We start from the raw sequence: 23,596 nt of genomic DNA, 5'->3' as shown, positions 1-23,596 counted from the left end.
TGTATTATCGATCCGAGGTTGATAAAGGGCACTATAGGACAATCAGACGTCCCTTGTCATTGCTATAAGCTATGTTTTCTTAGTCTAACCTTGGCTGAATAGGTTCCATTGTATGCTTATGTTGACAGTTGTTTTAAGTTTTTAGTGAAACCGGTGTATTATTACGCGCTTGTTATTTGTCGAGTGTAGTAAAACGATCCATGTCTCTTCTTGCTTTGGGCATCAATCACAAAACTGCTTCAGTCTCTATCAGGGAGAGGGTCGCCTTTAGCCCCGATAAACTGGCAGATGCGCTGAAACAGGCACATGGCTTTGCGCAGCTGAAAGAGATTGCTATTTTGTCCACCTGTAACAGGACGGAACTTTACTGCTCGACGGAGTTACCAGGTACACGAGCGGTATTGGAGTGGCTAGGTCACTATCATGATTTAGACTTGCAGGAGTTAGAGGCGTGCTCCTATCTGCACTGGGATGAGGCAGCTGCGAGACATATGATGCGTGTTGCGAGTGGGCTGGATTCTCTGGTGTTAGGTGAGCCTCAAATCCTCGGGCAGCTGAAGTCTGCTTATGCGGTATCTCAAGAGCAAGGGTTAGTGGGTGCAGAGCTGGGGCGTTTGTTTCAGCAAACTTTTTCTGTTGCTAAAAAAGTACGTACCGATACGGCCATCGGGGAGAACCCCGTCTCTGTTGCCTACGCGGCGGTAAATCTGGCACAGCATATATTCTCTGACTTGAAGACTAGTTCTGCGCTACTCATTGGGGCCGGAGAGACTATCGAACTTGTGGCACGACATCTTGTGAATGCGGGTGTCAGTCGTATTACCGTAGCCAATCGTACCTTAAATCGTGCTTTACAAGTGGCTGAGGCATTTGATGGCAAAGCGGTTATGTTAGGAGATATTCCGGATGTACTGCCTGATGCCGATATAGTGATTGCGTCGACCGCCAGCCAACTACCTATTTTGGGAAAAGGGGCGGTTGAGAATGCGCTGAAAAAGCGCCGCCATCGACCGATCTTTATGGTGGATATTGCCGTCCCCCGAGATATAGAGCCACAAGTAGCCGAGTTGGATGATGTGTATCTATATACGGTTGATGACCTCAGGGAAGTGATCGAGGAAAATCAACGTAGTCGTGAAAGTGCCGCCAGAGAGGCGGAAGCTATCATCGAGTCGGGCGCGTTAGATTTTATGAAGCAGCTCCGATCGTTGGATGTGGTTGATACAGTGACACAGCTTAGGCGCAATTATGAGCGCTTGAGAGATCAGGAAACTGAGTTCGCTTTGAAGCAATTGAGTAATGGTAAAGATCCCGACGTGGTGATGGCAGAAATGGCAAGGCGCTTGACCAATAAAATGCTCCACCACCCTACAATTCAACTAAGAAAGGCCAGTGCTGAAGGGCGTGACGATATTATTGACGCGAGCCGCACACTGTTCCAACTGTCAGATTCGGACGAAAACTGATACATGAAAGAGTCTATTCGCACCAAGCTAGACAAGCTGGCGGACCGCTTTGAAGAGTTATCTGCGCTGTTGAGTGATGCAGATGTTATCTCTAACCAAAATACCTTCCGGGAGTATTCGAAAGAATACGCAGAGTTGGAGCCGGTCGTTCAGTGCTTTGCAGCATATCAACAAGCGGAGTCCAATGTTGAAGAAGCGCAGTTAATGATGCAGGACAGTGATCCTGATATGCGTGAGATGGCAAAGGAGGAACTGGCCGAGGCTCAAGCGCAGATAGAAGCGTTAAATGACGCGCTACAGATACACCTGTTGCCTAAAGATCCAAATGATAAAAGCAACGTGTTTCTTGAGATACGTGCTGGAACCGGCGGTGACGAAGCTGCCATTTTCTCAGGTGATCTTTATCGTATGTACTCACGCTATGCCGAGCAACAAGGCTGGCGTATCGAGATCATTAGTGCCAACGAAGGCGAGCATGGTGGCTTTAAAGAGGTGATTACGCGTGTCGTAGGGCAAGACGTTTACTCACGATTAAAATTCGAATCTGGGGCGCATCGAGTGCAGCGTGTACCGGCGACTGAGTCGCAAGGGCGCATTCACACATCCGCTTGTACGGTAGCGGTAATGCCTGAGTTAGATGATGTCGAACAGATCGAAATTAATAAAGCGGATTTACGAGTCGATACCTTTCGGGCATCAGGCGCGGGTGGTCAGCATATTAACAAAACCGACTCGGCGATTCGTATCACACATATACCAACAGGCGTGGTTGTGGAGTGCCAGGAAGAGCGTTCACAGCATAAAAACCGTGCGAAAGCGATGGCTTTACTGGCTTCGCGCTTACAATCGGCCGAGATGGAAAAACATGCAGCTGAGCAAGCAAGTACTCGTAAAAGTTTGGTCGGTAGTGGTGATCGATCAGAGCGAATTCGTACCTACAATTATCCCCAAGGTCGCGTAACTGATCACCGAATTAATCTGACACTCTACAAGCTAGATGAAATCATGGAAGGTAAGCTTGAAGAAGTGATCAACCCGCTAATGCATGAGTATCAGGCAGAGCAGCTTGGCGCTTTGGCGGATTAACCGCGGCTATTGACCGGAGAGGGTAGCTTTGCAAATCTCAGATGCGCTGGCTTTATCAACGACACTGTTGGAGGTCAGCGACTCTCCCAAAAAGGATCTGGAACTGATCCTTTGTCATATCTTGGAAAAACCTCCCAGCTATCTGATGGCGTGGCCAGAGAAAGCACTCTCTTCTGATCAGTTGGAGCGCTTTCAGGCATGTTTGTCACGGCGAACAAAAGGCGAGCCTGTCGCCTATATTCTAGGTTATCGAGGGTTTTGGACACTGGATCTGGAGGTTACCCCTGATACGTTGATTCCTCGACCAGATACTGAAGTATTAGTAGAAGTTGCACTGGAGCGTTTTGACCAAAGCCCTCGAAGAGTGGCTGATCTAGGCACAGGTACAGGAGCCATTGCGCTAGCGTTAGCCAGTGAAAGACCTAGTTGGGATATTTGGGGGTGTGACCGTATTCCAGCCGCGGTGGCTTTAGCTAAGCGAAACCAAGCCCGCTACCAGCTGCGCAATGTCTCTTTTGTCGAAGGTGATTGGCTTTCGCCTCTTGATGGCCAGTTTGATCTTATTGTAAGTAACCCTCCCTATATTGACCCGCAAGATTGTCATCTTCAGCAGGGAGATGTTCGCTATGAACCGTTGAGTGCGCTCGTGGCTGATGAGCATGGCCTAGCGGATATTAAACTGATTGCAATACAGGCCTTGGATTTTTTAAAACCAGAAGGCTGTTTGATGTTTGAGCATGGATACAATCAAGGAGAGGCGGTTAGGCAGTTGTTAGCTATGCTAGGGTATCATCAGATTGAGACGCATCAGGACTACGGCGGGAATGACCGTATTACCTTAGGGTGCAAACAAGGGGCTTAGATAATGTTGAGTGATGAGCAGTTACTGCGATATAGCCGCCAAATTATGCTGCAAGATGTGGATATTGAAGGTCAGACTCACTGGCTACAATCCACAGTTTTGATTTTGGGTGTGGGTGGGTTAGGCAGCCCCGCAGCACTGTATTTAGCAGCCGCCGGTGTAGGCACCCTGATACTGGTGGATGATGATCAGGTGGAGTTAACTAACCTACAGCGCCAGATCGCCCATACAACCGACCGTATTGGGTTGATGAAGGTTGCTTCCGCTGCCGATGCCATTCAGCAGATTAACCCTGATACTAAGGTTATCCAGCGTACAGAACGTCTTGATGAAGCAGCGCTAACCACGTTAGTAGGCGAGGTGGATGTGGTGCTCGATTGTACCGATAACTTCACCACGCGCTTTGCAGTCAACCGTGCGTGTGTTGTTCATCAAAAGCCCTTGGTGTCAGGTGCGGCTATTCGTATGGAAGGGCAGATCGCGGTGTTTCAGCCGGGGCTAGAGGGTAGTCCATGTTATCAATGCCTCTATAAAGAGGGAGAAGATGAGCACTTAACTTGTTCTGAATCGGGTGTATTATCGCCTTTGGTGGGTATTATAGGTTCAATGCAAGCGTTAGAAGCCTTAAAAATATTGGCGGATATTGGTACAACGCTGACGGGGCGTTTATTGTTGTTGGATGCAAAGCATATGGACTGGCGTTCATTGCGTTTGAAGCCTGATCCTAAGTGCCCAGTATGTTCTAAAAAATAGAGGGAGTAGGCAATGACTGAATTAGACTTGATTCGTGACCTGTTAACGCATAGCAAAGTGATTGCCTTAGTTGGTGCAAGCCCTAAGCCTGAACGTGCCAGTTATCGAGTGATGGGTTTTTTACTCGATCATGGCTATGACGTGATACCGGTAAATCCATTAAAAGTTGGGCAACAAATACATGGAAAAACGGTTTTAGGCTCCTTGAGCGAGATTGAGCAACCAATCGATATGGTCGATATTTTCCGTAATTCAGAAGCGGCTGCTGAGGTGGTGGATGAAGCCATTACCGTAGGTGCGAAATCTATCTGGATGCAGCTAGGCGTGATTAATCATGATGCGGCACATAAAGCTCAGGCTGCAGGCTTAAAGGTAGTAATGGATCGCTGCCCTAAAATAGAACTACCTAAGCTAAAATCGTCTTAATGTTATCGGATTCTAACAACTTAGTTCGCCGCACAGGTTTTCTGCCATTTTTTGTCTAACTTGGGTGGCGTCGGCTTCGGTGGCGAGTAGAAAGTGCAGCTTGGTAAAAGCTGCTTCTACGGTCATGTCTCCTCCTGGAACGACTCCCAGTTGGTTTAGTTTGGCTCCGGTAGCGTAGGCTCCCTGAATCACACTACCCGATGCGCATAGCGTTAAGTTAACAATAGTAACGCCTCGTTGACGCGCTTCCTGTAATCGCTTCATAAGGTGCTGATTGTTATCAGGAGGGTTGCCAGCCCCATAGCTTAACATTACGACGCCTTTTACCTGGTGATCAGTTAATATCGCATCCAGTTGAGTATCAGTAATCCCCGGATAAAGGTGTAGTTGTGCTACCTGCTGTGAAAAAGCCGGTATGCGAAAGTTTGATTGCCGAATAGGGGGGAGAGTTTGATGCAAATTCACCTTGATCCCAGCAATCCCCAGCGGCTGAAAATTAGGGGACTCGAAGGCCCTGAGAGACGAACTGTGGACTTTTTTAGCGCGGTTACCTCGCAGTAGCAGGCTATCAAAGCAGATGGAAACTTCTCGATTGTCCGGCAGGCGGGCGAATTCGATTGCATTGAGAAGGTTGTTAGTCGCGTCAGTTCTCGGTTGTGCTAGCGGAATCTGCGAGCCTGTAAAAACTACCGCTTTGTCTAAGCCTTGTAACATAAAAGAGAGTGCAGAAGCGGAATAGGCCATAGTATCGGTGCCGTGCAGAATCACGAAGCCATCATACTTTTCATAATTCTCTTGGATAATGGAAGCCAGTTTTGCCCAGTCTTCAAGCTGGATATTTGAGCTGTCGATCAGAGTATCCAGCTCTAACACATCAAAGGGCATCAATGCCGAGATGGATACCTCGTTGAGACGTTGTCTCATCAGCTGCCTAAAACCGCCCTTGGGCTCGTATCCTTGGACTGAAGGCCACATGCCAATGGTACCACCGGTGTAAACGATCAAAATATTGGGCTTGGTCATAGTGCAGCTTCCATTGGTCCTGTCATATTAGCAGGGGACATCAGGTGATTCAGTGTCGCTTCATCCAGAAGCTTTTCTTTCAGGATGATCTCGCCAACGGTTGAGCGACTGACTAAGGCATGCTTGGCAATGCGTGAGGCGTTGTCATACCCAATATAGGGTACAAGTGCGGTAATCATTCCGATGCTATCTTTCACTTGATTGTGGCAGTGGGCTTTATTGGCGGTGATACCACGAATACAACGATGATCCAGCATGTAAATAGCGGAGCTTAGCATTTTCATTGAATTAAGAATGTTATAAACAATGACAGGCTCCATTGCGTTTAACTGCAATTGGCCTGCTTCTGCGGCCATGGTAACAGTTAGATCATGGCCTATGACCTGAAAGGCGGTTTGGTTAACGGCCTCAGGAATGACTGGATTAATCTTACCCGGCATGATGGAAGAGCCTGGTTGCATGGCTGGCAAATTAATCTCGTTAAGCCCAGCCCGCGGCCCACTACTGAGCAAGCGTAGATCATTGCATATTTTTGAAAGCTTAATAGCCAAGCGCTTTTGTATAGAAGATATGGTCACAAAAGCTCCCATATCTGAGGTAGCTTCAATCAGGTGAGTAGCTGATTTTACTGGTAGACCAGAAAGCCTGGAGAGGTGTTCAATGGCGATAGCAGCGTAAGAGCGTTGTGTATTAAGCCCGGTACCGATGGCGGTGCCACCTAGGTTGACTTCGCAAAGTAGTGTACAGGCTTCTTTGATTCGCTCGATATCTTCGCCTAGGGTAACGGAGAAGGCTTTAAATTCCTGCCCTAAGGTCATAGGCACGGCATCTTGTAGTTGTGTGCGCCCCATTTTTAAGATATCTGCAAATTCATCAGCTTTTTGATCCAAACTTTTCTGGATTGAGTTAAGCGAATGAACCAGCGCTTGTGTGCTTAACACGATGGCTAAACGCGCTGCCGTTGGGTAGGCATCATTGGTTGATTGTGATTTATTAATATCATTGTTTGGGTGCAAGTACTGATATTCACCTTTTTGATGTCCCATGGTGATTAGTGCCAGATTAGCAATGACCTCATTGGCATTCATATTAGTTGAGGTGCCAGCGCCGCCTTGAATTAAATCAACGACAAACTGGTCATGTAGCTCACCATCTCGAATACGCTGGCAAGCTTGTCGGATAGCTTTGATTTTTTTGCAATCAAGTAAACCAAGCTCGTAATTTGCCTCCGCTGCTGCTTCCTTCACCATGGTCAGTGTATTTATAAGATCTGAAAAATGGTGAATGGGAACGCCGGTAATATTGAAGTTTCTCAAGGCCCTAAGGGTTTGTATGCCGTACCAAGCAGATTCCGGTAGTGTTTCATCGCCGAGCAGATCGTGTTCAATACGGGCAGTCATGGCTAATACTCTTCTAAGGTATAGGGTTAGTCATTATTGAAACATACAAAAGTCGTATATTCGATTTGGCACTGATGTAGTTTTTGATGCATTATGGTGTATAAAGTGCATCATAATGCATCACTTTTAAAAGTAGGGTCAGTATGTATCAAGATCTTTCTAGTAATCTGAAGTTGCTATGTAGCTATTACCCGTCGATTGCTGAGATGTGCCGCCGCTTGGGTGTGAATCGTTCACAGTTTAATCGCTACTTAAACGGCCGCTATAAGCCCTCACCTGCAATCATGCGTAAGTTATGTGATTTTTTTGGTGTGGAAGAGTACGAATTGATGCTGCCGGCATCTCAGTTTTCCCGGTTAATTCAAGTTAAACCATCTCCTGTAGCTCTAGATATGCCGGCTCAGGTGGAGAGCAAGCATATGCAAATACTTAATCAAGCAAGCTCCCACCAGTTGGAGAGGTATTTGGGCTATTACTTTGAATACTATATGTCGATGGCGGTACCGGGGAAAATTCTTCGTAACCTGATTTGCATTGAGCATCAGGGAGATGGTATCTACTACCAGCGCACAGAGCGCTTAAAGGAGACGGGGGAGGAGCCAGCGTTTAACAGTAAGTATTTGGGTGTTGCACTATTTTTGACGGATCGCATCTTTCTAACCGACTACGAAGCGTTAGCGACTAATGAGGTGACAGAAACGATTCTCACCCCCAGCTATAAAAATCGAATCAGTCGATTACATGGGTTAAGAATAGGTGTGCCAGCCAGTGGCTTACGTACCCCTAGTTGTGCCCGGGTTGTTATGGAGTATCTGGGAGGGAAGGTGAATGTACGAAAAGCTCTGAGAATGTGTGGCTTGTATGACCTGGATGATGAGTCGCTAGATGAAGCCATTAAGCAAGCTGTACGAAACGATATGCAGCCAGAGGATTGGCATTTTAAAGCGAGAACGTGAACCTTAGTAATTTATTTATGCCCCCAAAAACATCTGTCGTATTTGAAGATCCGCTACGCTGCGGGTCAGGTAAGCTTTTAGCTCTTCACTCAGAGAGTCTGGCCATTCCTCAGGCGTGTTTACGCCTGAATTGATTAAAAAGCTCAGAAGCTCTTTATCTTGATGACGTAGCGCATGATCCAACGCGGTGTTGCCGGCCTGATCCGGCTGATTGATATCGAGCCCATACTGACTGAAGCGATTAAGATGTAGCATCCATTGCGAAGGGGCTACATGAGTGAAACACATATTGATAAGCTCTCCTGAATAACCTCTAACCTCCGCGCCTTGTTCAAGTAAGGGGGTTATCAAAGCCAGACTGTTGGATTGCTTTAATGCCAGGTGTAGTAATGAGGTACCTGTTCCAAGGGTTGGATTCGACAGAGCGCCAGCATTGAGCAGCAACGTAAGCGATTTGGCTTGTTCAGCTTGAATGGCGATTTCGGTCGGTAGCAAGTTATTGATAAGCGGCTGATTAAGGGTTTCAGGGGGGAGGGCCTTCAGAAGCCGCACAAGCTGGTCTTCATGGCCGCTGGTGATGGCTTGGTTGAATTGAGTGAGCTTTCTTTTAGAGAAAAAGTGAAGCATGGTTGGCGTTACCTATGAAACATAAATTTACAGTGGCAGTGGTGTCAGTGACTCGCTAGATCAAGTTAATAATCCTGAGAATATAGAGACCGCCGCTTAGGGTCAAAACAGAACCCAAAGTGGTTGTTAGGATAATATTGGCCGCTAGCTGCGCATTGCCGCCCATCGCTTTCGCCATCACAAAGCTTGCCGCAGCGGTAGGGCAACCAAAAAGAATAAACATTAATGCGATCTCCTGTGATGAAAAGCCTGACAGCCACGCTCCCCATGTCAGCACAAGAGGTAATAAAATCAGCTTTATCGCGGTAGCCCAAAACGCTTGTCCGGATGTGTGTTTCAGGCTGTTGAGATTTAGGGTTGCACCAATAGTCAGCAGTGCTAAAGGCAACGTTAAATTCGCAAAGTAGCGGCCGGTCTTGTCAATGACTTCGGGTAGTGTCAATCCAAAATAGGAGAAAGGTAGCGCCAGCAACACGGCAATGATCAAAGGGTTTTTCAAGATCTCTGTGAACATACCAGCAACGGATAGGGCATTCTGACGCTTCATAGGAAGTGTTAGCGCAAAAATGGCTAATACATTGTATAGGGGGATGATTAGTGCAAGCAGCAAAGAAGCCTGAGCAAGCCCCGTTTGCCCATATAAATTAAAGCTGACGGCTAAGCCAATAATGCCGTAATTGCTGCGAAATGCTCCTTGAATAAACACACCTTGATCTTCAGGTGCTGTTATCCAGCGGGTTGCAACAAACCAGATCAGCACAAAAGTAATCAGCGTAGCACCGGTTACATAGATGAGTTGTGAGGGGTTAAAGACCGCCTGAAAATCCATGCGTGCAATGCTCATAAACACTAGCACGGGTAACGTCACCATAAAAACAAGTCTGGAGGCGGTACTAATGAAAGCCTCGTCGATCAGACGGGCACGCCTTAGCAAGTGGCCCATAAATACAATAAAAAATATCGGGGCAACGATATTAGCGGTGAAGGCGAGCGTGTCTAAATACAGATCCAATGAGGCATCCCCTAAGGGTAAAGAGCAGCATAGTAATCCTGCTTTTCCGATGTGTCACGCAACAGAGTGTTGTTGTATCGGTTACGGTGCACCCAGATAGGGAAGATGCAGTTTGGGGTAATCCAGCCAATTTAAAGTGCCGCAACCGGCTGCTAGTTCCGACCAGCAGGTGATGCTGAGGTGGATATGCATCACAGCGCAGGTAGGAAATTTTTCAAAGCGCTCTCCTGTGATGTATTCCCCTAGCTGCTGTAAGCCAGGGTTGTGGCCAAACATCATAATATAATGGTATTGGTCTGATTGTTGTTGCAGCACGTTTAATAATGTTTCTTTACAGGACTCATAAAGCTCTGGAATCTCTGCTAAGGGAGGCTGGTTTTCTAAATGAGCACAGGTATATTGTGCGGTGGTAAGAGCGCGGTTTGCTGCACTAGTCAGACAAAGGTCGGGCTGAAGCCCTGCTGTAACTAAACGCTCTACCATAAGTGGTAAATCTCGCTTGCCTCGTTTGTTCAGTGGGCGTAGAAAGTCATCGAGCTCTGGATCCTTCCAGCTGGATTTTGCATGCCGAATCAATGTTAAGGTGCGCATGAGTGACTCCCACTAATGGAATAGGATTGCACGATAGCACGATTATGGCGCCATCCCTACCTGCTTGTTAGCTAATCCTTAGGCTGCGAACTCATCTTGAGGGGATGGGTGATCCAGCATGCGTTTCCAAATTTGTCGCATATGGCGCATGGGCATACTGCCAACATGTTGAAGATTCATGGGGCCTTCATTGAATAGTCGAGGATCCATCACCAGATAGTCATCCTCAACGATAGGGGTAAAATCCATCAGGTTAAGGATATCCCTTTGCAGATCTATGCCTGGGGCAATCTCAACCAACTTGAGACCTGCGGGTGTTAATCGGAATATCGCTCGTTCTGTTATAAACATCACATTCTGCTGCTTTTCTAAAGCGTATTGGCCGTTAAATGTAATCTGCTCAACTGCTTTTAAAAACTTACGAATCGGCCCGTTTTGCTTGATGTGCAGCTGGTGGTCTTTAACCTCTAGCGCTTGTTCTCCAGAGGTGAAGGTACCTAAAAAATAGAGGTCTTTTGTGTTTTGTGTAATGTTGATAAACCCTCCGCACCCTGCGAGCCTTGGGCCAAAACGACTGACGTTAATATGGCCGTTAGGGCAGGTTTCAGCTAAGCCTAAAAAGGCTTGATCTAGGCCGCCTCCATCGTAAAAATCAAATTGAGCAGGTTGGTCGATAATAGCGTCGGCATTTGCAACTGCGCCAAAACTCAGCCCGCTGGCAGGCTCACCTCCAATACCGCCGGGTTCCACTGTCAGTGTAAACTCGTCCAGTCGTCCTTCTTCGGCTGCGACTTGCGCAATCATCTCGGGCATGCCAATACCCAAATTTACAACGGAGCCTTTACGTAGCTCCATTAGGGCACGGCGTCCGATAATCTTACGGGCGCACAACGGTGTTTGAGTGAGACTTCTACCGGTGCGAATTTCACCGCAATAGGCAGGGTTGTACTGCTCAGAGAAGGTCTGTGGATGATCTTCGGCTTCTGAAAGCACGATATGATCCACTAAAATGCCTGGGATTTTTACACGATCAGGGGAGAGTTGGTGACGATCAGTAATGCGCTCTACTTGTACAAAAACTTTTCCTCCCGAATTCTTAACCGCTTGCGCAATGGCGAGAGCCTCTAGTGGCAGAGCTTCTTTCTCCATCGTGATATTGCCATGTTGGTCGGCGGTTGTTCCTCGTAGTAAGGCAACATCAATGGGGAAGGCTTTGTAAAACAGATAAGGCTTTCCGGCTAACTCCAGTCGTTCAACAATCTCTTCCTGGGTTATCGTATTTACCTTGCCCCCGGATTGAAGAGGGTCAACAAAGGTGTTCAGTCCCACATGGGTGAGTGTGCCCGGCTTACCTGCGGCAATATCACGAAATAGGTGGCAGATAACCCCTTGAGGAAGATTATAGGCTTCGATTTTGTTATCCAGTGCCAGTTTGCCCAACGTTGGGGCGAGCCCCCAATGTCCGCCGATAACACGTTTAACCATACCTTCATGTCCAAAGTGGTTTAGGCCACGTGTTTTGCCATCCCCCTGTCCTGCTGCATATACCAGCTTGAGTTGGGCTGGGTGGCCTGAGGTCAGAAAGCGCTGCTCGATAGCTTTGGCTAACGTTTCTGCAAACCCAATCCCAATAAAGCCAGCTGTCGCTAGGGTTGCGTTATTAGGTATCAGCGCTGCGGCGTGCTCTGCTGAAAGAATGCGCTCTGACATGAATATCACCTACATTAATTTTTATAGTATTCATTGTTGAGCAAAAGCTAGGCCATATTGTTTTTTTAATATAAAACAAAGGGTTAATTATTTTTTGATTATTTAAGTGTATGGTTTTCAATACATCTTTGTATGGTTATTGTCTGCTGAGATGATCTCCTGACACTTTTTCAAGCGCTCATATAAGGTCGCTCGAGATATGCCTAATAATTTGGCTGCTTTGCTTTTATTACCGCCTGTCTTCTCAAGTGCCATTGCGATGCTATGCCGGTCCGCATCCCGGCGGGCGTTGATGAGTTCGGTTGGGGCGTTTGGAAGGGGGATAATTGAGGGCAGATCGTCATAGGCGCCTAAATCTCCCGGCTCAATGGCGCTGCCTTCGGCCATAACACAAGCTCTTTCCAGGCGGTTGTGCAGCTCTCTGACATTACCTGGCCATGGGTAGTTTATCAGCCAGTTGGAAGCTGTTTCTGAAAGCTCTGGTGCCGGAATTTGAGCCTGTTGCTGAATAATATTGAGAATATGGGAGCATAATAGAGGGATGTCTTCGTTGCGCTCTCGTAGTGGCGCAAGTTTGATAGGTAGGACATTGAGTCGATAGTAGAGATCTGCCCTGAACTTGCCATCATCCACCAGCGTTTTTAAGTCTTGAGAGGTGGCTGCAATCACTCGGACATCGACTTGCTCAAGGCGATTGGAGCCTAATGCCTCGACTTCTCGCTCTTGCAGCACCCGTAATAGCTTAGCTTGCATAGAGAGGGGCATCTCTGCGATTTCATCAAGAAAGAGGGTACCGCCACTGGCCAGCTGCACTTTGCCTTTTCGGCCACATTTGTCGAGGCCTGTATAAGCGCCGGGTGCGGCGCCGAAGAGTTCAGCCTCTACTAACGATTCCGGTAGTGCTGCCATGTTGATGCCAACAAAAGGCCCGCCACTGCGAGGTGATGCTTGATGAATCCCTTGGGCTAACAACTCCTTTCCAGTTCCGGTTTCGCCTAGTAGAAGAACCGTAGTGTCCAGTTGTGCCGCGCGCCGTGCTTGTCTCTTGAGCTGTTGAATAATGTCTGATTGCCCAACAATATCATCTAAACCATAGCGGGAGGGGCGAATCAGTTTTTGTTGCTCCAGTTGGCGTTTTAAACGTGCGAATTTATCAAACAGCGGGCCTAGACTCTCTAAGTCGGTATAAAAAATGAAACCGATAGCACCGATCACTTTGCCGTTAGGGTCTTTTAATGGCATGCGGGTTACCACGCACCAGCGCCCATGGATCTGCATTAAATCGACAAATGTGGGTTTGCCGCTTTTGACAACACGGGGAATTTGGGTGGTCGGTAGTACTTTGTCGATAGGGGTACCAATAAGATCTTGGTCTTTGGGAATATTGATCAGTTCTCGGTATTGTGGGCTGATCCAGATGATACGACAGTTGGCATCTACAGCGATTGCACCTTCACACAATCCTGAGAGTAGCTCAAACGGATGTTGATCAATCGGTTGTCCGCTTAGAAGGTCTTCTAAACTGACGGATTGTCCAAACGCATTCATTTTTCGGCATCCTTTGCTTTTTGTATTTATTTTTTGGATCAGTACTCTATAGTTTTGTACTCAGATATGATGCAGAACGCAAGGGGCTACCTTGTTTGTCTGCTTTCTTTGTGACGAAAATTCAGGAAATGGATTTTATGAGTGATAGCGATAAAGTTTCAACCACCGCACTTTCAAAAATCATGGGGGTGACGGGTAAAGAACTGTTTAGTCGGTTTGAACAAGCAGGTTGGATTATCAGGCATCAGGATGCTTGGGAGCTTACAGACGCTGGTCGAAAGCAAGGAGGAGAGGCGAAAAAAAGTGATAAGTTTGGCCTGTATATTGTCTGGCCTAAAACGTTACGTATGCCTGATGATATGCCCGCTGTTGTGGTCAGTAGTGATCAAACGAGGGTGACAGCCAGCCAAATTGGTAAAGAAGTTGAACTTTCTGCGCGTCAGATTAATGCTCTTTTGTCTGAGCTTGGGTGGATTAATCGACACCTTAAAGGGTGGCAAGTAACCCCTCAGGGGCAAGCACTAGGAGGTGTGCAGAAAGAGAGTCATCGCACCGGTATTCCCTATGCTTTATGGCCACAAACGCTGTTAAGTAACCGTGCATTTGAACTCTCATTAAAAGCACTAAAGGGAGACCTAGGGCAAGCCTTGGGTCTAAATGAGGCCACAGATAATGAAACGTTGTCTTTTCGGCAAAAGTTTCCTGCGAACTTTCGGACCGCTGATGGTCATCAGGTTCGCTCTAAAGCTGAAATGTTAATCGATAACTGGCTCTACATGGCGGAAATCGTTCATGCTTACGAGCGAAAGTTGCCGGTCGAAGAGGATGTCTACTGTGATTTTTATATCCCGGGTGGAAAGGTGTACCTTGAGTATTGGGGGTATGAAAATGATCCGAAATACCTCAAACGTAAGCATGAGAAGTTACAGATATATGCCAAATACGGATTAAACCTTATTGAGCTGAAAGAGTCTGACGTGCAAAACCTTGATGACATTTTGCCACGAATGTTATTAAAGTTTGGGGTTGAGACCTATTAGCAAGTGAAGGAGAGCGTTAGCTCTCCATCCATACATCGGTGATCCACTCCCAAAGGGTTTCCCACTGATCTTCTGTGATATCGTCTTCGGCTGACCAAAAGCCAACACTACCCTCCTGGGAAATGAAATAGTAGCCCTCGTTGGCTTCACAGATGGGTATCAGTTCTCTGGGAAGCCCCAACGACCACGCTGTTGCCGTTACTTCGGGAAGGTGGGTGTGGGCATGGGGGTCGGACGCTGTTACCGGAGAGAGCGAGCCAACAACGACATCACTACCGTATAGCAGGTACTCCTTCAGGTCTGCCGGTATGGAGATAAGGATCTCCTCCTCGAGCTCAACGAGCAAGTCGTCGTCGGGCAGTTCCATGGAGCCAAAACGATCCTGATTTTTTTCTCTAAGCTCTGCAATAATATCATTCATCTATTAAGTCCGATGTGGATGGCTTTGGCGTGAATGTACCTTAAGCGTGAAGGGCTGCATAGTTTAGAAGACCGTTTGTCCTTTGTGTTCATCTTCCTCCTCATCTTTTTTCTTTGCTTCTTTCTTATCTTCTTCTAGGCTGAAACTCATCCCCCCGCTGCTTGCATTACCATCGGCGCGTAGTTTTAGTTTTAAGCGAACATTATTAGGGGAGTCTGCGTTTTTGATCGCTTCCTCTTCGCTGATGGTACCGGCAATGGCTAGTTTGAAAAGCGCTGAATCGAAGGTTTGCATACCTAGCGCCTCGGATTTTTCCATTATCTCTTTGATACCATCAATATCGCCTTTAAGGATTAGTTCTTTGATGGTAGAGGTGCCAAGTAAAATCTCGATAGCGGCTGCACGTTTACCATCCACGGTTCTGACTAATCGCTGTGAAATAATCGCCTGAACATTGAGAGAAAGGTCGGTGAGTAGCTGATTGCGCTTCTCGTCAGGGAAAAAGTTGATAATGCGGTCAAAGGCTTGATTTGCGTTGTTCGCATGAAGCGTTGAAATAGCTAAGTGGCCGGTTTCAGCAAAGGAGAGGCAGTGTTCCATGGTTTCTTTATCACGGACCTCTCCAATCAGAATAACATCAGGGGCTTGTCGCAATGTATTAACCAAGGCGTTGTGAAAACTGCGGGTGTCTACCCCCACCTCTCGCTGGTTTACAATCGATTTCTTGTGGTGGTGGACGAACTCAATAGGGTCTTCGATCGTGATGATGTGACCACCGCTGTTACTATTGCGATGATCAATGAGCGCAGCCAGTGACGTAGATTTACCTGAGCCTGTGCCACCAACGAATAGCACCAGTCCTCGTTTTGCCATGATCACTTCTTTCAGTACATCCGGAAGCCCCAAGTCCGCCATCCGCGGAATATCTGTTTTGATATTACGCGCTACCATCGACACATCATTGCGCTGTTTGAAAATATTAAGCCGGAAGCGGCCAACCTTATCAATAGAGATTGCAAGGTTCATCTCCAACTCATGCTGGAACGTATTGCGTTGTTCCTCATCCATTACCGACATAGCGATCTTTTCTATATCACCTGCCTGATAGGGTACTTTGCTGAGAGGTTTTAATACCCCCTGAAATTTGGCGCACGGCGGTGCGCCTGTTGAAAGATAAAGGTCAGATCCGTCCTTGGCAGCCAACAGGCGCAGGCAATCGTAAAAGTCCATGTTGGGTGCTCTCTTAGCCGTCTTTATTGATTTGTGTGATCAGCGCTTGAAGGGTTTCTTCTGCTTTATCGTTATCCACCTGGCAGGTGCCTGCCGCTTGGTGACCGCCGCCGCCATAGGCCAGCATCAATTCGCCGACATTGGTTTGGGCGCTCCGGTCGAAGATGGATTTACCGGTAGCAAACACCGTGTTCTGTTGCTTTAAACCCCAGAGGACATGGATAGAGATATTACATTGAGGAAAGAGCGCGTAAATAACAAAGCGGTTACCAGCATAGATAGTTTCTTCGTTGCGCAGATCCAAAACCACCAGATTTTCATGAACGGTGGCACAACGCTGTATTTGATCTTTAAATTTGGCTTCATGTTCGAAATACAGCTCAACACGTTCTTTTACATCGGGCAGCTCAAAGATTTGCTCAATACTGTGGTTTTTACAATAGTCGATCAGATCCATCATCAGGTTGTAGTTGGAGATACGGAACTCCCTGAATCGGCCTAAGCCTGTGCGAGCATCCATCAAGAAGTTTAATAGTTCCCACTTTTTAGGATTTAGAACCTCTTCTTGGTTGTATTGTGCGGAGTCGCCTTTGTCGACGGCTTCCATCATCTCATCCCAACTGGCGGGGAAAACGCTATGGCCGCCATAGTGCTTCCAGACAACACGTGCGGCAGACGGGGCTTCTGGGTCAATAATGTGATTGTTACGGGTACCCGTGTTACGTAGTGTTTCAGATAAATGATGATCAAATACCAAATTGGCGGTAGCTACGTAAGGCAGGTTGGTGGTGATATCTTGCGGTGTTATCTCGATGCTTCCATCCTGCATATCTTTGGGATGTACAAACTTGATATCGTTGATCAGATTCAGGTGTTTGAGTAGAACGGCGCAGACTAGGCCATCAAAGTCGCTACGGGTGACAAGGCGGAATTGTTGTTGAGACATTTCGAAATTTCCTGATTCATCTTTCCAGATCTTAGTAAAGATCAGTATAGACAAAGATTTTTTATCTGCAGGAGATTCTTCCTTAAACAAAAAAACCACCCTCGGGTGGTTTTAGAAAAAGGCAAATCTTTGCTTAGCCGCCGAGGTAGGCTTTACGCACATCCTCATTCACAAGCAGAGCAGCGCCTGTATCGCTGAGGGTGACACGGCCGTTTTCCATGACATAACCTCGGTCTGCAATACGTAGAGCCTGGTTCGCATTCTGCTCGACAAGGAAGATCGTCACGCCGTCATCACGAAGCTTTTCGATAATATCGAAAATTTGTTGAATGATAATGGGAGCAAGACCTAGTGAGGGCTCGTCTAGCAAGATCATGCGAGGGCGGCTCATCATAGCGCGACCGATAGCTAGCATCTGTTGTTCACCGCCTGACATGGTGCCTGCGCGTTGATCAATACGCTCCTGCAAACGTGGGAAAAGAGCCAGTACCTGCTCAAGAGTTTCTTCATATTCCGCTTTGGAGCGAAAATAAGCTCCCATGTGTAGGTTTTCTTGCACAGTCAGTCGTGAAAATACACGGCGACCTTCTGGCACCACAGCCAGACCTTTGCGCATGATTTCAGGGGTGTTGACTGAGGATATCTCTTCGTTATCAAAGAAGATTTTTCCTGATGATGCGCGAGGGTCGCCACAGATGGTCATCATCAATGTGGTTTTGCCCGCACCGTTAGCGCCAATCAGGGTAACAATCTCACCTTGCTTTACTTCTAGAGAGATATCGTGCAACGCCTGAATCTGGCCGTAATGGGTGTTTACATTTTCCAGCTTCAGCATCTTACGCCTCCCCAAGATATGCTTTGATAACATCAGGGTTGTTTTTGATCTGATCAGCATCGCCATCAGCCAACGGTGTACCCTGTGCAATCACATAGATATGATCAGAGATGCCCATTACTAGCCCCATATCATGCTCGATAAGCAGAATAGAGATTTCATGTTCATCCCTTAGCTTGATAATCAGCTCATCAAGCTCCTTGGTCTCATTTGGGTTAAGGCCTGCTGCCGGCTCATCCAGCATAAGTAACTCAGGCTGAGTCACCATGCAGCGTGCAATTTCAAGGCGGCGCTGCTGTCCGTAGGATAGATTGCCCGATTCACGGTTAGCGAATTGCAGCAGATCTACCTCTTTAAGCCAATGAACAGCACGATCCATCGCTTCCTGTTCCAATCGACGATAGGAGGGCGTTTTAAATAAACCGGCCATTAAGCTGGTATTTAAGTGGCGATGTTGGGCAACCAACATGTTCTCTATCACGGTCATGGATGAGAAAAGCCGAACATGCTGAAAGGTTCTTACCAGACCTTTACGGGATATCTGGAAGTCTTTAAGCCCTGCGATCTCCTGGCCTTTGAACATGACACTGCCAGCCGTAGGAATGTAAAAACCTGACAGGCAGTTAAACACGGTTGTTTTACCCGCGCCATTGGGGCCGATAACAGAAACGATCTGGCGATCCTTAACTTTTAGGTTGACCTTATTTACGGCAACTAGGCCGCCAAACTGCATGGTCAGCCCATTAACATCTAGTAATAACTGACTCATTGTTTAAGCTCCAGGTGAGGACGTTTCATCGGAACCAGACCCTGTGGACGCCAGCGCATCATCAGAACCATCAATAATCCGAACAACAGCATACGATACTCAGAAAATTCTCGTGCCAGCTCTGGCAAAATGGTCATGACAACCGCTGCCAGAATAACACCTATCTGAGAACCCATTCCGCCTAGAACCACAATCGCCAGAATGATGGCAGACTCGATAAATATAAAGGACTCGGGGCTGATAAATCCCTGACGAGCCGCGAAGAAAGAACCTGCAAAGCCCGCTGTTGAAGCCCCGATGGTAAACGCGGACAGCTTAATTGCTGTGCGGTTTAATCCTAGCGAACGGCAAGCGATTTCATCTTCGCGCAGTGCTTCCCAGGCGCGTCCAATTGGCATGCGCATGAGTCGATTAATCACGTAGATAACAAAAGCCACTAATACAACCGCAATCAGATAAAGGAAGATTACTTTGTATGAGCTTGAGTAATCGATACCGAAAAACTCATGGAAGGTTGTCGCGCCTTCCTCTTTAGCTCTACGGGAGAACTCTAAGCCGAAAAGTGTAGGCTTATCGATACCCGAGATACCATTAGGCCCGCCTGTAACGGCTGTCCAGTTGTTTAGCAGGATACGGATAATCTCACCAAAGCCTAAGGTTACGATAGCGAGATAGTCGCCTCTTAGTCTCAGTACAGGGAAACCCAATAGAAAGCCGAACAGTGCCGCAAGCCCTGCTGCTATGGGTAAACAAGCCCAAAAAGAAAGTCCGAAATACTGTGACAGCAGGGCATAGGTGTAAGCGCCTACGGCATAGAATGCTACATAGCCAAGATCCAATAAGCCTGCCAAGCCGACCACAATGTTCAGGCCTAAGCCAAGCATGATATAGATCAGAGCTAAGGTCGCTAAATCAACGGAGCCACGTGAAACCATAAATGGCCAAATGATCATCCCAACGAACAGTGCTGCTAGCAACCAAGGTTTGAGGGTGGCCATCTTCTTTTCTTCTGGCAAAAGGCTGCTTAACTTAGGCAGAGGCATTTTGCCAAACAGCGCATCAATTTGCCCTGAGAAAAGTTGAGAGAAAAATACTAAGGCAATACCGCTAAAAATCCATATCCACTGCTCGGTAGATGCACCTGAGACAGTGAGTGTGGTGCCTTCGGTATTGAGTTTGACGCCGATCATCAGGCAAGCGAGCACAAAAGCGATACCCGCTGCAAAAATTGCATTAGATAACTTACTCATTAGACTTTCTCCACCTCCGGCTTACCTAGCAAACCACTAGGACGGAATAGAAGAATCAGTACTAAGAGGCTGAACGATACAACATCTTTGTATTCTGATGGGAAGAATGCAGAGGTCATCGCTTCGGTTACACCTAAGATGAGACCGCCTAATACTGCGCCCGGTATGGAGCCGATTCCGCCTAAAACTGCAGCTGTAAACGCTTTAAGACCTGCGATGAAACCAACAAAGGGGTTGACCACGCCGTAGTAAAGTCCTAACAGTAATCCCGCGATAGCAGCGAGTGCGGCACCTATAATGAAGGTTAATGCGATAATACGGTTGGTATCGATGCCTAGCAGGTTTGTCATGCCTAAGTCTTCTGAACAGGCACGGCAAGCTCGTCCCATACGGGAGCGTGATATAAACAGAGTAAGGCCAACCATGGTGACAAAGGTCACTACCCATATCATCAACTGCATGTATGAGAAGGAGACTTCAAAGATAGAAGGATCACCGAATGTCCAGCCTCCAGATATTTGTGGAGGTAGAGCGATATCACGAGAACCTTGGGACAGAACAACATAATTCTGTAGAAATATTGACATACCGATAGCAGAGATTAGTGGAATCAATCGGTTTGATCCACGAAGCGGGCGGTATGCGACACGCTCTACTGTCCAGCCGTATGTACTGGCCATTACGACAGCAACAATCAGCGCTACAATAAGAATGATTGGGAGGCTGACCAGTCCCATGCCTAGTAAGCCAGCAATAACGATAAACGTAATGTAAGAGCCGATCATATAGATTTCGCCATGAGCGAAATTAATCATGCCGATGATGCCGTAGACCATGGTATAGCCGATAGCGATCAGGGCATAGGTCGACCCGATTGTCAGCCCATTAATGAGCTGTTGGAACAGGTATAAAAAAAATTCTGACATATGCGGGAACCATATAGTGAAACACCCCGACCCCGGATCACGGGATAAGGGTGTTCAATTGAGTCAATTCAGAGCAAAATCCGTTTTTGACTCTATTATTCTTATAATCAATTACTTAGCTGGCGTTTTAGTGCCATCAGCGTGCCAATCGTAAACTACGAACGAGAATTGAGTCAGATCACCTTTCTCGTCAAAGTCGAGCTTACCTGTTGTTGTATCAAAGGTGTTGTTACGGATGTAGTCAGCCAGTTTTGCTGAATCCGTTGAGCCTGTTGCCGCCATCGCTGCCGTCATAACCTGAACCGCAGAGTAAGCTGGGAAAACGAATGGGCCTGAAGGGTCTTCACCTTTGTCTTTAATAGCTTGAACCAGCGCTTGGTTAGCTGGGTCCTGATCAAAGCTCTGTGGCAGTGTTACCAGCAAACCTTCAGATGCTTCGCCAGCAATTTTAGAGATATCCGGGTTGCCCACACCTTCTGGACCCATGAATTTAGCATCTAAGCCTTTCTCTTTGGACTGACGCAGAATTAGGCCCAGCTCTGGGTGGTAGCCACCGTAGTAGACGAAATCTACGTTGTTTTTCTTCAGTTTAGCGATAAGAGCAGAGAAGTCTTTGTCGCCTGCTGTTACACCTTCGAACATAACGGGTTTAATGCCAGCGGCCTCAACTGTGTTCTTCACCGCTGTTGCCAGACCTTCGCCGTATTGCTGCTTATCGTGGATGATAGCCATATTTTGAGGCTTCACTTTATCGATAACATACTGTGCTGCGAAAGGTCCCTGCAGGCTGTCTAGGCCAATGGTACGGAAGATCATTTGGTGACCTTTTTCCGTAATGGTCGGAGAGGTAGACGCTGCAGTAATCATCAGAACACCTTCTTCTTCATAGATATCAGAAGCAGGTTCAGTTGAAGATGAACACAGATGGCCTACGACATGCTGAACACCATCGTTAACGATTTTGTTAGCAACAGCAACGGCCTGTTTAGGGTCGCAAGCGTCATCATAAATAACACCTTCGAGTTTCATGCCGTTAACGCCGCCGGCTTTATTGATCTGTTCAATAGCCGCCATAACGCCGACCTTTTGCATGTCGCCATATTGCGCAACAGGGCCGGTTGCTGGTCCTGCCAAGCCGATTTTGATTGTGTCAGCGTGAGCTGTAGCGCCATATAGGCAAATTGCTGTACCAACTGAAAGCAGCGTACGAGTAAACTTTTTCATGGGAAATATACCCTCTCCGTCCTCTAAATTGCGTTGTATCGAATTTGGGACAATATAGTTATTTTGTTTGACAGGTAGAATTAACTATAAAGCCAGCAAAAAATCAATGTTTACTATAGGAAACTATTTTCCAGATTTTACCAATGAACGATAATGTCATTCATATTGAGATGTTCTGTTATTGAGCTAAAACCCTAGACAGTCGATGCTGTTGAGCAATCATCAGCCCTCTGTATCTTCATGTTTGGGGCACTCAATAAATAGGAAGGACAAATGCAGGCAAAGCAGATTGTGGTGACCGGTGCCGTTAGAACCGCTATTGGCACGTTTGGCGGGGCGTTAAAAGCGGAAGCGCCAGTCGAGATGGCAGGAAAAGTCGTTCAAGAAGCGGTTGCTCGATCGGGTATTCCGGCGGAACAGATAGGTCACTGTGTATTTGGTCAGGTGCTACCGACTGAGCGTCGAGATCTCTACATGGGGCGTGTTGCGGCATTGAAAGGCGGTTTGTTGCAGGAAACTCCCTCCCTGACTGTCAATCGCCTTTGTGGGAGCGGTTTGCAAGCCTTAGTTTCTGCCGCCCAACAGATACAGTTGGGCGTCTGCTCATCAGCGGTAGCGGGTGGCGCAGAGTCGATGAGTTTGACTAACTACTGGACACCAGCAGCCCGTTGGGGGCAGCGTATGGGTGATGCGGCCTTACTGGATTCGATGGTTGGAGCGCTGACATGTCCTTTTGAAAATGTTCACATGGGGATAACTGCTGAAAACATCGCCCAAGCATGGGGTATTACTCGTGAGCAACAGGACGAGTTGGCACTATTGAGTCATCAAAGAGCGCAAGCTGCCATTGAGTCCGGGCGTTTTACCGATCAGATCCTGCCCATAGAGGTCAGTTCTCGCGGTAAAACGCAAACCTTTGATAAAGATGAGCACGTTAGGTTGGGTGCTACCGCTGAGGACTTTTCATCGCTTCGCCCAGTGTTTAAGCGTGATGGTACAGTGACAGCAGGCAATGCATCTGGTTTAAATGATGCGGCCGCAGCATTGGTGCTGATGGATCAAGCGTTGGCAGAAAAACAAGGAATTGCTCCGCTGGCTCGATTAGTCGACTACACTTTTGCCGGGGTTGAACCGAAATATATGGGGATAGGTCCGGTACCTGCTGTTAAATCATTACTCGAAAAAAATGCATTAAAGGTTGATGATATCGACCTATGGGAAGTGAATGAAGCGTTTGCCTCGCAAGCGATTGCTGTAGTGCAGGACCTTAACTTGCCCATGGAGCGGGTTAACCCTAACGGCAGTGGTATTTCACTAGGCCACCCGATTGGTGCTACAGGTGCTGTCATTACGGTAAAGGCGCTATATGAATTGCAGCGCATACGGGGGCGCTTTGCGGTTGTTTCGATGTGTATTGGTGGTGGGCAGGGAATTGTTGCTCTGTTTGAACGGGTCTAAAGCAGGGTAGGTAATACGGCTTAGATCGGTTGATCCC

General features: G+C 47.3%; 23 protein-coding genes. 8 read left to right on the top strand and 15 right to left on the bottom strand.

Going from position 1 to position 23,596, the window contains the following annotated elements; genetic code table 11:
• Positions 1-200 precede the first annotated feature (200 nt).
• Genes hemA through F0U83_RS14490 form a run of 5 tightly spaced genes read left to right on the top strand, consistent with a single transcriptional unit; the run spans position 201 to position 4,593 of the window.
• The gene (hemA, locus tag F0U83_RS14510; protein WP_138987952.1) at positions 201-1,466 is read left to right on the top strand and encodes a glutamyl-tRNA reductase; all 1,266 of its coding nucleotides are present in this window, start codon (positions 201-203) and stop codon (positions 1,464-1,466) included.
• 3 nt (positions 1,467-1,469) lie between these two features.
• The gene (prfA, locus tag F0U83_RS14505; RefSeq protein ID WP_138987951.1) at positions 1,470-2,552 is read left to right on the top strand and encodes a peptide chain release factor 1; all 1,083 of its coding nucleotides are present in this window, start codon (positions 1,470-1,472) and stop codon (positions 2,550-2,552) included.
• Between the two features lie 28 nt (positions 2,553-2,580).
• Positions 2,581-3,414, top strand: a complete 834-nt coding sequence (gene prmC, locus F0U83_RS14500; RefSeq protein ID WP_138987950.1) for a peptide chain release factor N(5)-glutamine methyltransferase — start codon at positions 2,581-2,583, stop codon at positions 3,412-3,414.
• Positions 3,415-3,417: 3 nt separating this feature from the next.
• Positions 3,418-4,167 (top strand): HesA/MoeB/ThiF family protein, encoded by a 750-nt coding sequence (locus tag F0U83_RS14495; protein ID WP_138987949.1) that lies wholly within the window; start codon positions 3,418-3,420, stop codon positions 4,165-4,167.
• Positions 4,168-4,179: 12 nt separating this feature from the next.
• Positions 4,180-4,593, top strand: coding sequence for a CoA-binding protein (locus F0U83_RS14490; RefSeq protein WP_138987948.1), 414 nt, complete (start codon positions 4,180-4,182; stop codon positions 4,591-4,593).
• A 12-nt stretch (positions 4,594-4,605) separates the two neighbouring features.
• Here F0U83_RS14490 and F0U83_RS14485 read toward each other — a convergent pair whose 3' ends face one another.
• Together F0U83_RS14485 and F0U83_RS14480 are read right to left on the bottom strand one after the other, a co-directional pair.
• Positions 4,606-5,616 carry a type I asparaginase gene (locus tag F0U83_RS14485; RefSeq protein WP_138987947.1) on the bottom strand — a complete coding sequence of 337 codons (1,011 nt, stop codon included), beginning with the start codon at positions 5,614-5,616 and terminating at the stop codon, positions 4,606-4,608.
• Positions 5,613-7,016: an aspartate ammonia-lyase gene (locus tag F0U83_RS14480; protein WP_138987946.1), complete on the bottom strand. Its 1,404-nt coding sequence runs from the start codon at positions 7,014-7,016 to the stop codon at positions 5,613-5,615. The genes F0U83_RS14485 and F0U83_RS14480 overlap by 4 nt, the downstream gene beginning before the upstream one ends.
• A 143-nt stretch (positions 7,017-7,159) precedes the next feature.
• Here F0U83_RS14480 and F0U83_RS14475 point away from each other — a divergent pair, with 143 nt between their 5' ends.
• Positions 7,160-7,972, top strand: coding sequence for a helix-turn-helix domain-containing protein (locus F0U83_RS14475; RefSeq protein ID WP_138987945.1), 813 nt, complete (start codon positions 7,160-7,162; stop codon positions 7,970-7,972).
• Positions 7,973-7,987: 15 nt separating this feature from the next.
• On the opposite strand, the gene F0U83_RS14470 is transcribed toward F0U83_RS14475, so the two are convergent.
• The 5 genes from F0U83_RS14470 to F0U83_RS14450 form a co-directional block, all read right to left on the bottom strand.
• The gene (locus F0U83_RS14470) at positions 7,988-8,599 is read right to left on the bottom strand and encodes an ankyrin repeat domain-containing protein (protein WP_138987944.1); all 612 of its coding nucleotides are present in this window, start codon (positions 8,597-8,599) and stop codon (positions 7,988-7,990) included.
• A 55-nt stretch (positions 8,600-8,654) separates the two neighbouring features.
• Positions 8,655-9,611: an AEC family transporter gene (locus F0U83_RS14465; protein ID WP_138987943.1), complete on the bottom strand. Its 957-nt coding sequence runs from the start codon at positions 9,609-9,611 to the stop codon at positions 8,655-8,657.
• Positions 9,612-9,692: 81 nt separating this feature from the next.
• On the bottom strand, positions 9,693-10,202 hold the full coding sequence (locus F0U83_RS14460; protein ID WP_138987942.1) for a SixA phosphatase family protein: 510 nt from the start codon (positions 10,200-10,202) through the stop codon (positions 9,693-9,695).
• 78 nt (positions 10,203-10,280) lie between these two features.
• The gene (locus F0U83_RS14455) at positions 10,281-11,912 is read right to left on the bottom strand and encodes an acyl CoA:acetate/3-ketoacid CoA transferase (protein WP_138987941.1); all 1,632 of its coding nucleotides are present in this window, start codon (positions 11,910-11,912) and stop codon (positions 10,281-10,283) included.
• A gap of 117 nt (positions 11,913-12,029) precedes the next feature.
• Positions 12,030-13,460 (bottom strand): sigma-54 interaction domain-containing protein, encoded by a 1,431-nt coding sequence (locus F0U83_RS14450; protein WP_138987940.1) that lies wholly within the window; start codon positions 13,458-13,460, stop codon positions 12,030-12,032.
• A gap of 137 nt (positions 13,461-13,597) precedes the next feature.
• Between F0U83_RS14450 and F0U83_RS14445 the strand changes: the two genes are divergently transcribed.
• Complete coding sequence (locus tag F0U83_RS14445) at positions 13,598-14,500, top strand: hypothetical protein (protein ID WP_211343681.1); 903 nt, start codon at positions 13,598-13,600, stop codon at positions 14,498-14,500.
• Positions 14,501-14,516: 16 nt separating this feature from the next.
• Here F0U83_RS14445 and F0U83_RS14440 read toward each other — a convergent pair whose 3' ends face one another.
• The 8 genes from F0U83_RS14440 to F0U83_RS14405 form a co-directional block, all read right to left on the bottom strand.
• A complete protein-coding gene (locus tag F0U83_RS14440) occupies positions 14,517-14,921 on the bottom strand; it encodes an SMI1/KNR4 family protein (protein WP_138987939.1) in 405 nt (134 codons plus the stop codon).
• 63 nt (positions 14,922-14,984) lie between these two features.
• On the bottom strand, positions 14,985-16,151 hold the full coding sequence (locus F0U83_RS14435; protein ID WP_138987938.1) for a PilT/PilU family type 4a pilus ATPase: 1,167 nt from the start codon (positions 16,149-16,151) through the stop codon (positions 14,985-14,987).
• 13 nt (positions 16,152-16,164) lie between these two features.
• Entirely contained in the window at positions 16,165-17,097 is a 933-nt protein-coding gene (locus F0U83_RS14430) for an exopolyphosphatase (RefSeq protein WP_138987937.1), read from the bottom strand.
• Positions 17,098-17,230: 133 nt separating this feature from the next.
• On the bottom strand, positions 17,231-17,932 hold the full coding sequence (locus tag F0U83_RS14425) for an ABC transporter ATP-binding protein (protein ID WP_138987936.1): 702 nt from the start codon (positions 17,930-17,932) through the stop codon (positions 17,231-17,233).
• Between the two features lies 1 nt (position 17,933).
• Entirely contained in the window at positions 17,934-18,701 is a 768-nt protein-coding gene (gene livG / locus F0U83_RS14420; protein ID WP_138987935.1) for a high-affinity branched-chain amino acid ABC transporter ATP-binding protein LivG, read from the bottom strand.
• Entirely contained in the window at positions 18,698-19,951 is a 1,254-nt protein-coding gene (locus tag F0U83_RS14415; RefSeq protein WP_138987934.1) for a high-affinity branched-chain amino acid ABC transporter permease LivM, read from the bottom strand. Before F0U83_RS14415 ends, livG begins: the two co-directional genes overlap by 4 nt.
• Positions 19,951-20,877: a high-affinity branched-chain amino acid ABC transporter permease LivH gene (gene livH / locus F0U83_RS14410; protein WP_138987933.1), complete on the bottom strand. Its 927-nt coding sequence runs from the start codon at positions 20,875-20,877 to the stop codon at positions 19,951-19,953. Before livH ends, F0U83_RS14415 begins: the two co-directional genes overlap by 1 nt.
• Positions 20,878-20,988: 111 nt before the next feature.
• The gene (locus F0U83_RS14405) at positions 20,989-22,101 is read right to left on the bottom strand and encodes a branched-chain amino acid ABC transporter substrate-binding protein (RefSeq protein ID WP_138987932.1); all 1,113 of its coding nucleotides are present in this window, start codon (positions 22,099-22,101) and stop codon (positions 20,989-20,991) included.
• Between the two features lie 273 nt (positions 22,102-22,374).
• On the opposite strand from F0U83_RS14405, the gene bktB reads away from it, so the two are divergent.
• Positions 22,375-23,559, top strand: a complete 1,185-nt coding sequence (bktB, locus tag F0U83_RS14400) for a beta-ketothiolase BktB (RefSeq protein ID WP_138987931.1) — start codon at positions 22,375-22,377, stop codon at positions 23,557-23,559.
• Positions 23,560-23,596 lie beyond the last annotated feature (37 nt).

This window comes from Neptunomonas concharum (genome assembly GCF_008630635.1).
Taxonomy (GTDB): domain Bacteria; phylum Pseudomonadota; class Gammaproteobacteria; order Pseudomonadales; family Balneatricaceae; genus Neptunomonas; species Neptunomonas concharum.
Note: the sequence above shows the minus strand (reverse complement) of the source record. Positions and strands in the feature narration are given on the sequence as shown.

What these genes read in the sequence shown, in the direction of transcription:
- F0U83_RS14415 (WP_138987934.1), bottom strand. Translation starts at nt 19,951, where the DNA reads ATGAGTAAGTTATCTAATGCAATTTTTGCAGCGGGTATCGCTTTTGTG.
- F0U83_RS14445 (WP_211343681.1), top strand. Translation starts at nt 13,598, where the DNA reads ATGAGTGATAGCGATAAAGTTTCAACCACCGCACTTTCAAAAATCATG.
- F0U83_RS14425 (WP_138987936.1), bottom strand. Translation starts at nt 17,932, where the DNA reads ATGCTGAAGCTGGAAAATGTAAACACCCATTACGGCCAGATTCAGGCG.
- livH (WP_138987933.1), bottom strand. Translation starts at nt 20,877, where the DNA reads ATGTCAGAATTTTTTTTATACCTGTTCCAACAGCTCATTAATGGGCTG.
- F0U83_RS14475 (WP_138987945.1), top strand. Translation starts at nt 7,160, where the DNA reads ATGTATCAAGATCTTTCTAGTAATCTGAAGTTGCTATGTAGCTATTAC.
- F0U83_RS14435 (WP_138987938.1), bottom strand. Translation starts at nt 16,151, where the DNA reads ATGGACTTTTACGATTGCCTGCGCCTGTTGGCTGCCAAGGACGGATCT.
- bktB (WP_138987931.1), top strand. Translation starts at nt 22,375, where the DNA reads ATGCAGGCAAAGCAGATTGTGGTGACCGGTGCCGTTAGAACCGCTATT.
- F0U83_RS14485 (WP_138987947.1), bottom strand. Translation starts at nt 5,616, where the DNA reads ATGACCAAGCCCAATATTTTGATCGTTTACACCGGTGGTACCATTGGC.
- livG (WP_138987935.1), bottom strand. Translation starts at nt 18,701, where the DNA reads ATGAGTCAGTTATTACTAGATGTTAATGGGCTGACCATGCAGTTTGGC.
- F0U83_RS14470 (WP_138987944.1), bottom strand. Translation starts at nt 8,599, where the DNA reads ATGCTTCACTTTTTCTCTAAAAGAAAGCTCACTCAATTCAACCAAGCC.
- F0U83_RS14460 (WP_138987942.1), bottom strand. Translation starts at nt 10,202, where the DNA reads ATGCGCACCTTAACATTGATTCGGCATGCAAAATCCAGCTGGAAGGAT.
- F0U83_RS14455 (WP_138987941.1), bottom strand. Translation starts at nt 11,912, where the DNA reads ATGTCAGAGCGCATTCTTTCAGCAGAGCACGCCGCAGCGCTGATACCT.
- F0U83_RS14495 (WP_138987949.1), top strand. Translation starts at nt 3,418, where the DNA reads ATGTTGAGTGATGAGCAGTTACTGCGATATAGCCGCCAAATTATGCTG.
- F0U83_RS14480 (WP_138987946.1), bottom strand. Translation starts at nt 7,016, where the DNA reads ATGACTGCCCGTATTGAACACGATCTGCTCGGCGATGAAACACTACCG.
- F0U83_RS14490 (WP_138987948.1), top strand. Translation starts at nt 4,180, where the DNA reads ATGACTGAATTAGACTTGATTCGTGACCTGTTAACGCATAGCAAAGTG.
- F0U83_RS14430 (WP_138987937.1), bottom strand. Translation starts at nt 17,097, where the DNA reads ATGTCTCAACAACAATTCCGCCTTGTCACCCGTAGCGACTTTGATGGC.
- F0U83_RS14405 (WP_138987932.1), bottom strand. Translation starts at nt 22,101, where the DNA reads ATGAAAAAGTTTACTCGTACGCTGCTTTCAGTTGGTACAGCAATTTGC.
- hemA (WP_138987952.1), top strand. Translation starts at nt 201, where the DNA reads ATGTCTCTTCTTGCTTTGGGCATCAATCACAAAACTGCTTCAGTCTCT.
- F0U83_RS14440 (WP_138987939.1), bottom strand. Translation starts at nt 14,921, where the DNA reads ATGAATGATATTATTGCAGAGCTTAGAGAAAAAAATCAGGATCGTTTT.
- F0U83_RS14450 (WP_138987940.1), bottom strand. Translation starts at nt 13,460, where the DNA reads ATGAATGCGTTTGGACAATCCGTCAGTTTAGAAGACCTTCTAAGCGGA.
- prfA (WP_138987951.1), top strand. Translation starts at nt 1,470, where the DNA reads ATGAAAGAGTCTATTCGCACCAAGCTAGACAAGCTGGCGGACCGCTTT.